This is a genomic window from Klebsiella sp. C349492, assembly GCF_042055345.1.
In the GTDB taxonomy this organism is placed as follows: domain Bacteria; phylum Pseudomonadota; class Gammaproteobacteria; order Enterobacterales; family Enterobacteriaceae; genus Klebsiella; species Klebsiella scottii.
Genome location: NZ_JANQCE010000056.1, coordinates 1 through 243, shown reverse-complemented (window position 1 = coordinate 243; position 243 = coordinate 1). Strand labels below are relative to the sequence as shown.

Annotated in this window: 1 rRNA gene; it reads right to left on the bottom strand. The window is 53.1% G+C overall.

From position 1 onward, the window contains the following. Positions 1-107: ribosomal RNA gene (rrf, locus tag NWP14_RS27945) — 5S ribosomal RNA — on the bottom strand; the annotation flags it as partial. Positions 108-243: the final 136 nt, after the last annotated feature.

The following is a 243-nucleotide window of genomic DNA, read 5'->3' as shown; positions in this document are numbered from 1 at the left end:
TTCCCTACTCTCACATGGGGAGACCCCACACTACCATCGGCGCTACGGCGTTTCACTTCTGAGTTCGGCATGGGGTCAGGTGGGACCACCGCGCTGTTGCCGCCAGGCAAATTCTGTTACCAACACGCCACTTCGGCCTGTCAGTTAATCTGTCATCAAGCTGATAATTTCGTCTCTTCGCCAAAACAGCTTCGGCGTTGTAAGGTTAAGCCTCACGGTTCATTAGTATCGGTTAGCTCAACG